We start from the raw sequence: 11412 nt of genomic DNA on the forward strand, positions 1-11412 counted from the left end.
AAATGCCGGCGGCTATGGTATAGGATTGCCCGAATTCATCGAGCGGGAAGGAACAATTTTTATGAGAATTCCGGGGCATCTGTCGCCATCCGTTTATCCGATTTTGGGGTTTCTGTCACTGATTATCGTAGGAACACTGGCGCTGGAGTTCATTCCCTTGCGGCACGGCGGGCATCTGCCCCTCATTGATTCGCTCTTCATGGTGACCTCCGCCGTATGTGTCACGGGACTGGCAGTCATCGATGTGGGAAAGGACCTTTCCGGGGCTGGGCAAACGGCCCTGTTGATCCTCATCCAGATGGGAGGACTGGGAATCATGACGTTTTCGACGGTTCTCCTGCTCCTCCTCGGACGATCCATTTCCTTTCGTTCCCGCTTCGTCGTCCAGGATATATTCGCTCACAGCCCGCAGGCGGATCTGTTTGTGCTTTTGAGGCGTGTCCTCCTCTTCACCCTTTCTTTCGAGGCTGCGGGGGCCTTCCTGCTCTACTCGCGCTTTCACCAGCAATACGATGCTTCCACTGCCTGGTTTCACGCGATTTTTCATTCCGTCAGCGCCTTCTGCAACGCGGGCCTGAGCTTGTACAGCGACAATTTCATGGGCTATCGGGATGATGTCCTGGTCAACCTGACGGTCATCGGGCTCATTGTATTCGGTGGTCTCGGCTTCATGGTGATGCATGAACTGGCTCGGGCTCTTGAGACACGTACGTCCAGGCGACATTTGTGGAATCGACTTTCCCTGCATTCCAAAATCGTTCTTTCCATGACGGCGGTGCTCCTCGCGGGAGGGACGGTATTTTTCCTCCTCAGTGAGTGGTCCACCACCCTGGCCGGGCTGCCATTTTCCACAAAGCTTCTGGCGTCCTTCTTTCAATCGGTGACACCCCGCACGGCTGGGTTCAACACCCTCGATTACGCCTCCATGAACAACATCACCCTTTTGGGCACCATCATGCTCATGTTCATCGGCGCATCTCCGGGATCGACGGGAGGCGGCATCAAAACGAGCACCCTGGGGGTGCTTCTCGTGTTGAGCCGGGCGCGGTTGAAAGGATCGTCCGATCACGTGCACGCTTTCAAACGGTCCATTTCACCCAGTACCGTCAATCAAGCTTATGGCACCTTCGCCATCTCCGTCATCATCGTGATTCTGGGCGCGGCTGCCCTGCTCATCTCCGAGACGGGGAGTGTTCCGTTTCATGAGACTTCGGGGCAGTTCATGGAACTCCTCTTTGAAACCACTTCCGCCTTTGGAACGGTGGGGCTGAGCCTGGGGATTACACCGAAGCTCAACACATGGAGCAAATTCATCCTCGTAGTCATCATGTTCACCGGCCGCCTGGGGCCCCTGGTCATCGCCATGGCCATTCAGGCAGAGGAGAGCAAGGGGAAATTCTACTACGCCCAAGAACCCATCATGATCGGTTGAGGTGGAACAACATGCGCCAGATCGCCATCATCGGACTCGGCAATTTCGGCTACTACCTGGGGCGGGAGCTCTATTCCAAGGGCTTTGACGTCATTGGACTCGATGTTCAACAGGAGGTTGTTCAAAAGGTAAAAAACGAAATCAGCGAGGCCGTTGTCGCCGATTCCACCGACAAGGACACACTCATGGCCCTTGGAATAGGACAGGTGGACCTTGCAGTGGTGGCCATCGGGACCAACATGCTGGCCAGCATCATTACGACGTTTCATCTGAAGGAAATGGGAATCAAACGGGTCATAGCCAAGGCCCTCAGCGAAGCCCACGGGCAGATCCTCTCGCGCATCGGAGCCAACGAGATCCTCTTTCCCGAAAGAGATCTGGCCCATTCGCTGGCCCGCAGGATTCAGAACCCCAATATGCTTGAATACCTTCCATCCATTCAGGACTATGGCATTTTTGAATTGATCCATCCCAGGAAGCTCAGCGGCAAAGCTTTGCGGGAACTGGACTTGACCAATCAGTACGGCATTCAGGTCATCGCCATCCGCAGCGGCGCGGAAAAGGAATTGACCTTCATCCCCAGAGCCGACTACATCGTCAAAGAAAATGACGTGATGATCCTGCTCGGCTCCAACCAGGCAATGGACCACCTCTTGAAAGACACGACAGACGAATGACCCGAGGCTTTGGATATTGAAACCGAACCCTCGTCGACAGGGAGATTCCACATGATTGATCGCTATACACGCCCCGAAATGGGGCAGATCTGGACAACGGAAAACCGGTATCGAAAATGGCTGGAAGTGGAAATCGCCGTTTGTGAAGCCCTTGGGGAAGCCGGGGCCATTCCAGTGGACGATCTGAAGGAGATCCTGGAGAAAGCCGACTTCGACGTCCGACGGATCGAGGAGATCGAACAGGAAACCCATCATGACGTCATCGCATTTCTCACCAGCGTGGCCGAACACGTGGGGCCGGCCTCGCGGCACATCCACGAGGGGCTTACGTCTTCCGATGTCCTCGACACCTCCCTGGCACTGCTACTGACACAATCGGCCGACCTGCTCCTGGAGGATCTGGACAAGCTCCTGGCGGTCCTGAAGCGAAGAGCTCACGAGCACAAGGATACCGTCATGATAGGGCGTTCCCACGGGATCCACGCAGAGCCCGTCACCTTTGGACTCAAGTTCGCCCTCTGGTATTCCGAGATGTCCCGAAACCGGCAGCGCCTGAAGCAGGCTCGGGAATCCATACGAGTGGGCAAGATCTCCGGTGCCGTCGGCACCTATGCGAACATCCATCCGGCCATTGAAAAGGCGGTCTGTCGTAAGCTGGGCCTGCTGCCTGCCCCCGTCAGCACGCAGATCGTGCAGCGCGACCGGCATGCCGAATTCTTTTCGACTCTTGCGCTGATCGGCTGCTCCATTGAAAAGATCGCGGTGGAAATCCGGCATCTCCAGCGCACGGAGGTCCGAGAAGCCGAAGAATTCTTCGCCGCCGGTCAGAAGGGCTCCTCCGCCATGCCTCACAAGCGCAATCCCATCGCCTCGGAAAACCTGGCGGGCCTGTCTCGTGTACTGAGGGGAAATGCCCTGGCCGCCATGGAAAATGTCGCTCTGTGGCATGAGCGCGACATCAGCCATTCGTCCGTAGAGCGTATCATCGGGCCGGATTCCACGATTCTCCTGGACTACATGCTGGCACGCCTGACGCGCGTTCTGGACAAGCTGGTGGTCTATCCCCAGCAGATGAGGAAGAACCTGGAGCTCACCGGATCCCTGTTTTTTTCCCAACAGGTCATGCTGGCCCTCACCCGCAGGGGCCTCACGCGGGAGGAGGCTTATGCCCTGGTGCAGCGCAATGCCATGACGGTCTGGAAGGAAGGGGGCCAGTTGAACACGCAGCTCAAAAGCGATCCTGAAGTCACCAGGCACTTGAGCCCTCCCGAGATCGACGGTATCTTCGATCTCCATTATCACCTCAAGCACGTGGACGCCATCTTTCAGCAGGTTTTTGGAGAGGAATAATCTTTGAATGAGTCCTGAGCCTTCCCCAGCCAACACGTTCCGTGCCCCCGAGTTGCTTGCCCCCGCGGGGCACGTGGAAAGCTTCTTTTCCGCCCTGGAAAACGGGGCGGACGCCGTCTATCTGGGGCTCAGGCAAATGAGCGCCCGGGCTTCGGCAATCAATTTTACCCTGGATGAGCTTTCAACACTGGTGCCCTATGCTCACAAGCGAAAGGCTTCCGTCTACCTGGCGTTGAACAGCATCATGACCGCTGCCCAGTTCCCGGCCGTCATGGATCTCCTTCAATCCCTGACGGACATCCAAGTGGATGCGCTCATTGTGCAGGACCCAGGAATTTTCTATCTCGTCCGCCGATTTTTCCCCCAGCTGAAGCTCCACGCCAGTACTCTCATGGCCATCCATAACAGCGCCGGGGTAAATCAGCTGGAACGTATGGGGGCGCAACGGGTGGTGCTGGCCCGAGAGCTGAGCCTGGAGGAAATCCGGGCAGTCGCCGCCTCGACGCGCACCGAGCTTGAAGTCTTCGTCCATGGCGCCCTTTGCTACTCCTACTCGGGGCTCTGTCTCACCAGCAGCTACCGGGGGGGACACGGCGGTTTACAGGGGAGGTGTGTCCAGCCCTGTCGCCTGAAGTTTCGCCAAGGTCGCAAGGAAGGCTTTTTCCTTTCCTGCAACGACGTCTGCGCGCTCCCCTTCATTTCGGAGCTGAAGAAACTGCGAGTGGCCTCTTTGAAAATCGAAGGCCGCATGAAGGGGGCGGACTACATCGGCCAGGTGGTGAAAGCCTACCGCCTTGTCCTCGATGCCCCTTCAGGTCAGGAAGAGGCCGCTCTTGCCGAGGCCCGGGATTGCCTGGCCCAATCCCCATCCCGACGGCTCACGACAGGTTTTTTTCGAGGGGATTTCAATGCAGAGGTCCTCACACCCCACCGGTCAGGCTCCAGCGGACTCTGGGCAGGCACCATCAAAGGAATACAGGGCGGGTGGATGGAGGTTCAGCTCCGTCATGATCTGAGAATTGGGGATCGCCTGAGGCCGGAATCATCCGAGGGCAGGGAAAAGAGCGCCTTTTCCCTGCGGGAAATCTTTTCCCTGGACGGAAAGCCCGTGGAAGGCGGCCGCTCGGGGGAACGCATTCTCCTGCCCGTGCAGAGTGGTCTCCTCGCCGGAGAGCGCCTCTTCAAAGTGGGAGGTCGTTCCGTCTCCATTCCCGGCTTGTGGCAGAAGATCCGCAGTGAAGCGCCCCAAAGCGTTTCCTTTAGGAAAAGGTATGCCCACAAGGAACGTATTCTTGAAAATTGGCCGCTCCTGCACTTCAATCCCCGCCGGAGCGAGGAATCGCTGATTCTCAAGGTGGGGATAGCTCATGACCTTCCCGCAGCTTTCCAGGCTCCTGCAGCCTGGGTGATGCTCACCGCCACCCGCGCCAATCTGGAGCGCGTGGCGAAGCAGCGCTTCGTTCCCGGACAGAAGGAGAAGTTTGTCTGGTCCTTGCCCTCTCTTTTGAGCGAAAAGGACCTGGCCTATTACCGACCGGCCGTCAAGTGGTTTTGTGACAAGGGCTTTCGGTCCTGGGAGGTCAACAACTGGGGGCATTTCGATTTACTGCACGAAATAGAAAAACTGAATATTTTCGCTGGGAACCGCTTCAATGCTCGAAACCTGGCGGCGATGGCCGCTCTGGCGGACGCGGGCTGTCAGTGGAGCGTGCTCTCCATCGAGATCACACGGGAAGAGCTTCAAAGCCTGAGCCATGGCCCTTTCAGCAGTCAGCCCATTGTGACCGTGTATGCATGGCCGCCGCTCTTTACCTCGCGCCTGACCCCCAAACTGCAGGAGGAAAGGCCGCTCATCGCACCCAGGGGAGATGTGTACAACTTTCGTCGCAAGGGGTCTTTGTCGTGCATTTATGCGGACGAGCCCATGAGCTGGCTCGGCTTGCTGCCCACGCTCCAATCCTTCGGCTACCGGTGGTTCATGGTCGATCTCAGTGACGGCCCCACGCCCCAGGGGAAGGAGATTGAGCGACTCCTCAGCGGCTACAAACGAACGCGGGCGGACGAACCTTACTCTCTCTTTAATTTCGACCGCAAGCCGTGAGCATTTCCTGCCGTCATGGGCGCCACACACGCTAGAAACCAAAATACAGGTTGAAGCCCGGCGCGAAGAATGGGTAGGGGGCATAATACCCATACGGCCGGTAATAGGGGTAATAGTACGGCCGGTAATAGTAGCGGTGGCGGGGCCAGTAGTAACCACCATAGTAGGGTCCGCGGCGATATGGGTAGCCGTAACGGTAGTAGCGATCGCCTCGATAGTCATTACGATAGCCGGGACGGCCGTCGTAATACCGATAGGAACGGTCGCCGCCTCCACGGCCGTAGTAACCCCTCTCTGCGAGGACAGGAACTGCAGTCACAAGCAGGACAAACATGACGAAAGCCGACAAAACCTTTTTCAATATGGTGGTCTTCATTATAATCACCTCGCAACCCCCCCCGCTGCTTCATCAAGCAGAAGGCACATTGGCCCGCGTTCCTGTCAGCCGCACTTCAATACAACCAACTTGTAAACTGGCGCGCCAGACCCTCCTCGTCAACGATGAAACCTTAATGAATGAAACTTATTTTAATCATTTTCTCATAAATTGGAAGGATCGGTGAACCCGAGGGCCGCCTCACGGAATACTCCACGAAATGGCGGCTGCTGGCAAGGGAAGGGAGTCAATGCTGCTGACTGAACCAACTTTCGTTATTCCAGCGAGAGCCGGATCCAGGAAAATATAGACTTTCTGGACCCCGGTTTTCATCAGGATGACGTTAAGGCAGCTCACAAATAATAGAGTACCAGAACTGTAGGAGCGGCTTCCAGCCGCGACATCGGAGAAGCCGCCATGCGCTTGGTCGCGGCTGGAAGCCGCTCCTACAAAGCAAGCTAACCTTTGGGAGGTTATTTCTTTGGTGTTGCCCAACGAAAACCAAACCGGCCTGACGACTTATGGCACACCGGCGAGCATGGCAATCTGCACTGCGATCTCTGCAGCCAGTTTGCCCAATGTCCGACTGAGTGCCCCGACTCCGGCATCCGCAGCGGCATCGGCTGCCTGTTCATTCATCGTGGACGTGCGCGACAACACGAATCGACCGGTGCCGGCGTCGAAGATCTGCCAGCGAGCCGTGAGTGTTGCCTCCCCCGATCTGCTGAGGTCAAAGCGGGTTATCTCAACCTGAACACGGAAAGCAAGGGGCGTCGGCGTTGTCTGTGGATAGCTGTCCACATGGTCCGCAGGCAGAAGCGCCGCAATGTTCCGGGTCAAAACCGCCGGCAACCCATTGACCAGCGGCTCGGCCCACTGCCGATAGTCCTGCAGCTCCACAGCATGGGCATTATCGCGTATGATGATTTCCGGCCGGTCCATATACCCCGCGACACTGACCGGTCCGATTCCGACGGCAACGGGGGAGTGTGCAGGGATCTCCGCGGCAGCCATCGGATCAACCGCGCTGCTCAGGGTGTAGAAATAGGTCTGCGGGCTTTTACAGCCTGTCAAAACGAACGCCGAAAACACCAATGCAGCGAAGAAGCATGGTATGCGGATCATCATTTCCTGGGGCCCTCCTTCCCTTGGATCAATGCTTCCGGATGACGCTGCAGTGTGTCCGACAAGGTCCTCACAGCACGGGCACTGTCCGTCAATTCCTTAATGAGCTGCGTCAAGCCGTGGCGCAGCTGGGAATCATCGCCGATCATCCGGTCGGCACCGCTCATCAGCGACTCTGCCTTGATCAATGCATTGCGGGCGGTATCCGACGTCGCTTTCAGGCTGTCGAGCAGCCGGCCGACATCCTTCAGGGAATCCACTCCCTCTTTTACGGATTTGGAATTGATGAGCTTATCCGTCGATTGGATGGTATTGCGCAGGTCGTCCACGAGGTCCTTCAGGGGGAGCTGGTGGAGCTTGTCTATGAACTCTCCTGCCTGGGCGGAAAGCTCTTTGAACTGCGACGGCTGCGAGGGCAGTATCGGAATTTCGCCTCGCGTGTCGAGCTCCGCAGGGGCAGCCTTGGGGAAAAACTTGAGCGCGACCACCTGCTGTCCCGTAAGGAGGCTACCGGACTGCAACTGCGCCCGCAGCCCTTTTTTCACCCAATCCTTCAGGTACTTGTAATGGAGCGCTTCCAGCTGAGCTTCGGTCAGGCCAACCGCACTGGAAAAATTCAGCCGCTCAGGCTCGATTTCGACGGTCACCGGAACCTCCACTTCCCCGGTTTTGGGATCCATCACGATACGCACGCCGCTCACCTGACCGATCTTGATGCCGCGAAATAGAACCGGGGCTCCGACATCCAGCCCGCCCAGGGAATCGTCTTTGAAATAGATGAGAAAAGTACGTCTCAGATGAAAACCGGCTTCCTCCGCCCGGCTGAATGAGGCGTAGAGTGTAAACTCTCGCCCTTCCGGGCTTTGGGCGGTATCACTGTACTTTCGATCGGTGTCGAAGGCAATGCCGCCGGTCAGTACGGATTGAAGCGACTCGGTACGAAGGTTCATTCCGCTCGAAGTGAGCGACAAGTCAATGCCGCTGGCATTCCAGAAACGGCTTTGGTCTCGAACCAGCTTGTCGTGGGGGGCTGCAATAAAAACCGTGAAGGTGACACCACTCTGGTCTTCATCGAGTGAGTAACCGAGCACATAACCGACCTGGATGCCGCGGTAGTAGATTCCGGAGCCCGCCGATACCGATCCGACAGTGGGAGCGTGAAGCTTGTACGTGGTCCCGGGAACATCCACTGTCAGGACCGGAGGTTGAGAAAGACCGATGAAATCCCTTCTTGCCTTGCCGGGTCCCGGACGCATCTCGATGTATGTACCGGAGACCAGGGTGCTGAGTCCTGAAACACCGGATGCCGTAAGCTGCGGCTCAACGACCCAGAAAGTCGTACCTTCTCGCAGCTGTTCCGCGATATCCTTGCGCATTTCGGCCGTCACCACCACCCGACTGAGATCCTTGTTGAAATCAACGGCATTGACGGTGCCGAGATCGACGTCACGGTATTTGACCCTGGTCTTGCCGACCTCCAGACCGGAGGCCGTTTCAAAAGAGATGGTGATCGTGGGGCCTTTTTCTGAGTAGGTCTTGTAGACGAGCCAGATCCCTATAAAAAGAGCTACGAGCGGAATAATCCAGACAATGGAGGGCTTTTGTTTCTTTTTGACAATGACCGCTCGGGGTACGTCATCTCGTGAGGCGCGAGGTTCTTCATTCATCACGATTGGCTCCAGCTGCGTCCCAAATGAGACGCGGATCAAAACTGAGGGCGGCAAATATAGTCAGCACAACAACGGAAGCAAAGGCAATTGCGCCAGCCCCGGGAACGATGGTTGCAATCGAACCCATCTGGACAAGAGATGCTGTGATGGCAAGGACGAAGATATCAACCATCGACCAGCGTCCCACGGCATCGATAATTCGGTAAAGCCGCGTCCTGTCGGCAGGCCGCCACCGAGACCTGTGGCGTATCGAAAGAAGCAGAGATATCAAACCGATCAGTTTGAGCATGGGCACGGTGATGCTTGCGAAGAATACCAGTGCCGCGAGGGGCCACATCCCGGAGCTGATCAATTCTTGAACACCGCCTAAAATGGTGCTGACGAAAGGCCTCCCGAAAGAGACGACTGTCATCACCGGGTAGACATTGGCGGGTATGTAAAGGATCGCCGCAGCGATGACGAGAGCCCAGGTGCGATCGAGGCTGTTCCGTTTACGCCGGTGCAGCACAGTACCACAGCGGGGGCAGAAAGAGGGCTCTAAATCCACGTGGCAAACCATGGTACAGGCATGGCAGCCGACCAGGTGCTTCATCTCGTCGGAGCTCGGCCACGGCTGGGGAGGCGATCGCTGCAGCCGCTCCCAAACTTCATTCGGCTCATAAACGGTATCTGCGGCGGCCATTGCGACGATCATGGCGACGAAACAAAACAGTGCAACATCGATCTTGATGGTCCCCACATCCGCCAGCTTCACCCCCGTCACCAGCACCCCAAGCATGAACACTTCCGCCATGGACCAGGGGTGGGCAAGCTCCAATAGGCGGACGGCATTTACAGCAAAGGGAGCACGCCGGCCAAAATGGAGGGGGGCCAGCACGTAAAGGTTTATCAAGATCTTTGCCAGGGGTGCGGCAATCATGACGAGGAAAATCAGTATGCCGACATGCCACATTCCCAGCTGATAGACGGCAAGCGCACCGGATATGAGTCTGCTGCTTTGCATGCTCCCCTTGATGGACATTGACAGAAACGGAAAGGCATTGGCAAGCAGGAACATCACCAGGGCAGTGAGGTTAAAGACAAATGCATTGGCAATACTGCGTGAGTTTCGCTTGAGAAAGACGGCCCCACAGCGAGGACATCCGATCGTCGTCTTATCCGGCGCATCGGGGAGGGAATAGAGGGCATCGCATTCCCGGCAGCGCATCAGCCGGCTTGGGACGACGGGAGCAGGCGTCATCAGGGGGTTCCATCCTTCCGGTATCTTGCAAATTCTTAAAATGACGGCGCAGTGGCATCACTGACGGGGATGATTCATCCAGTTCACTCTACCCCGATTCGGATACTGGCATCAATTTTTCAGCCAATGCACTGAAACCAGGTCGCCCCGTGCTGCAGGAGCTCAGGAAATGGCATGAATCAAGGCCTTGTGACCTCCAGTGCAACAGCTTCCGTGATCCTCAAAACGACCTGATCTCCCTTTTTCACCCCTTCAAGATTCTTGACCTGAGGCCCCACCTTGATGGTCCGAATTCCTCCCGCGGGTCCTCTCAGAGTGACGGTTCGCGCTATGTAATCAATGTCTTCCACGTTTGCTTCAATTTCAGTGGTCTCTGCAACAACACCAGCGGGCATCTTCCCCTTCGGCGCCAATGCCACGACTTGCGCGCCTTGTGCTTCCGGAGGCGCCCCAGCTTTTCTCACAAAAACAGCTACCTCTTCGACGTATTCGGCCCTGACAATGTCGCCGACCTTTATTTGATCGAAATTTCTGGCGTTTTTGGCATTCAGCGTGACAGTCCTTCCACTCTCTCCCGTGACTGTGACCGTTCGTTTCAGAGTATCGACCGCCTTCACCTTCCCCGTCATCTCGATCACCTCCACGGCGATCGCCCCCGGTTTCTCTGCCTGGGAGGTGTTCACGCTCTGCTGGGTCCCGGCACAATGAGCAAGTGCCAGAACCATAACTGCCAGCATCAAAAATGCCTCTATTTTTTTCATTTTCTTTACCCTCCTTGAATTTTCAAATGATGGCGTAGAGACTGCCCCGGGACCACTTCCCTTTACTGGGGCGGATTCACCACCACATAAGTTACCTGGTCTCCTTGATAAACAGGCTGGTACCAGACCGAGTTTGCCTGATAATAAGTCACGCCGCCCACAACCACAGGGGACGGGGGGACAGTGAGGGAGTTGAATGCGGCCGCCGTCATGGTCGAACCAACAACCGCCCCCGTGACAGCGCCGGCCGCATAGGCTCCCGCGGGGGAAGCCCCGTAGTAGCCCCCGTAATGACCATAGTAGCCGCCGCCATATCCGGAGTAATGGTAATCATCGTAGTCCGAAGCGTAGCTCTGTCGGCTTTGCTGAGCCTGCCGGCCATAGTTCTGCCAACTTTGGGATTGCTGTTCGCCGTAATTTTGCCAGCTCTGGGATTGCTGTTCGCCGTAGCTCTGCCGGCTTTCCTGAGCCTGTTGACCGTAGGATTGGCGGCTCGACTGCATATCGCTGCGACCGGACTGCATCTCCTCGGCTGAGGATTGGCGATCGGATTCCATGCTCGCCCGGTTGGCCTGCCAGTTCCCGCTACCGGCCTCATCACCACCGGAAAAGCCCCCCATTCCTCGAAAGCCGCCACCCCCGTCGTCAAAGCCCCGTCGCTTATACACATCTGACGCTGC

General features: G+C 56.8%; 9 protein-coding genes. 4 read left to right on the forward strand and 5 right to left on the reverse strand.

The window, feature by feature from the left end; all coding sequences use genetic code 11:
* The first annotated feature begins 61 nt into the window (after positions 1-61).
* From MWC30_RS04350 to MWC30_RS04365, 4 genes are read left to right on the forward strand one after another with little or no spacing between them, the layout of a single operon-like run.
* Positions 62-1432, forward strand: a complete 1371-nt coding sequence (locus tag MWC30_RS04350) for a TrkH family potassium uptake protein (protein ID WP_244082931.1) — start codon at positions 62-64, stop codon at positions 1430-1432.
* 11 nt (positions 1433-1443) lie between these two features.
* The gene (locus tag MWC30_RS04355) at positions 1444-2109 is read left to right on the forward strand and encodes a TrkA family potassium uptake protein (RefSeq protein WP_244082932.1); all 666 of its coding nucleotides are present in this window, start codon (positions 1444-1446) and stop codon (positions 2107-2109) included.
* 51 nt (positions 2110-2160) lie between these two features.
* Positions 2161-3459 (forward strand): adenylosuccinate lyase, encoded by a 1299-nt coding sequence (gene purB / locus MWC30_RS04360; protein ID WP_244082933.1) that lies wholly within the window; start codon positions 2161-2163, stop codon positions 3457-3459.
* 7 nt (positions 3460-3466) lie between these two features.
* Positions 3467-5560, forward strand: a complete 2094-nt coding sequence (locus tag MWC30_RS04365; RefSeq protein WP_244082934.1) for a peptidase U32 family protein — start codon at positions 3467-3469, stop codon at positions 5558-5560.
* A 31-nt stretch (positions 5561-5591) separates the two neighbouring features.
* Here the strand turns inward: MWC30_RS04365 and MWC30_RS04370 are convergent, their stop codons facing one another.
* The 5 genes from MWC30_RS04370 to MWC30_RS04390 all read right to left on the reverse strand — a co-directional run bounded on the left by MWC30_RS04370 (position 5592) and on the right by MWC30_RS04390 (position 10732).
* Complete coding sequence (locus tag MWC30_RS04370) at positions 5592-5936, reverse strand: hypothetical protein (protein WP_244082935.1); 345 nt, start codon at positions 5934-5936, stop codon at positions 5592-5594.
* Between the two features lie 519 nt (positions 5937-6455).
* Complete coding sequence (locus tag MWC30_RS04375; RefSeq protein WP_244082936.1) at positions 6456-7061, reverse strand: membrane integrity-associated transporter subunit PqiC; 606 nt, start codon at positions 7059-7061, stop codon at positions 6456-6458.
* On the reverse strand, positions 7061-8728 hold the full coding sequence (locus MWC30_RS04380) for an intermembrane transport protein PqiB (protein WP_244082937.1): 1668 nt from the start codon (positions 8726-8728) through the stop codon (positions 7061-7063). Before MWC30_RS04380 ends, MWC30_RS04375 begins: the two co-directional genes overlap by 1 nt.
* On the reverse strand, positions 8721-9971 hold the full coding sequence (locus MWC30_RS04385; RefSeq protein ID WP_244082938.1) for a paraquat-inducible protein A: 1251 nt from the start codon (positions 9969-9971) through the stop codon (positions 8721-8723). Before MWC30_RS04385 ends, MWC30_RS04380 begins: the two co-directional genes overlap by 8 nt.
* Before the next feature lie 179 nt (positions 9972-10150).
* A complete protein-coding gene (locus MWC30_RS04390) occupies positions 10151-10732 on the reverse strand; it encodes a hypothetical protein (RefSeq protein ID WP_244082939.1) in 582 nt (193 codons plus the stop codon).
* Positions 10733-11412 lie beyond the last annotated feature (680 nt).

The organism is Desulforhabdus sp. TSK, assembly GCF_022836495.1.
Classification (GTDB): domain Bacteria; phylum Desulfobacterota; class Syntrophobacteria; order Syntrophobacterales; family Syntrophobacteraceae; genus Desulforhabdus.

What these genes read in the sequence shown, in the direction of transcription:
- MWC30_RS04370 (WP_244082935.1), bottom strand. Translation starts at nt 5,936, where the DNA reads ATGAAGACCACCATATTGAAAAAGGTTTTGTCGGCTTTCGTCATGTTT.
- MWC30_RS04355 (WP_244082932.1), top strand. Translation starts at nt 1,444, where the DNA reads ATGCGCCAGATCGCCATCATCGGACTCGGCAATTTCGGCTACTACCTG.
- MWC30_RS04390 (WP_244082939.1), bottom strand. Translation starts at nt 10,732, where the DNA reads ATGAAAAAAATAGAGGCATTTTTGATGCTGGCAGTTATGGTTCTGGCA.
- MWC30_RS04365 (WP_244082934.1), top strand. Translation starts at nt 3,467, where the DNA reads ATGAGTCCTGAGCCTTCCCCAGCCAACACGTTCCGTGCCCCCGAGTTG.
- MWC30_RS04350 (WP_244082931.1), top strand. Translation starts at nt 62, where the DNA reads ATGAGAATTCCGGGGCATCTGTCGCCATCCGTTTATCCGATTTTGGGG.
- MWC30_RS04385 (WP_244082938.1), bottom strand. Translation starts at nt 9,971, where the DNA reads ATGACGCCTGCTCCCGTCGTCCCAAGCCGGCTGATGCGCTGCCGGGAA.
- purB (WP_244082933.1), top strand. Translation starts at nt 2,161, where the DNA reads ATGATTGATCGCTATACACGCCCCGAAATGGGGCAGATCTGGACAACG.
- MWC30_RS04375 (WP_244082936.1), bottom strand. Translation starts at nt 7,061, where the DNA reads ATGATCCGCATACCATGCTTCTTCGCTGCATTGGTGTTTTCGGCGTTC.
- MWC30_RS04380 (WP_244082937.1), bottom strand. Translation starts at nt 8,728, where the DNA reads ATGAATGAAGAACCTCGCGCCTCACGAGATGACGTACCCCGAGCGGTC.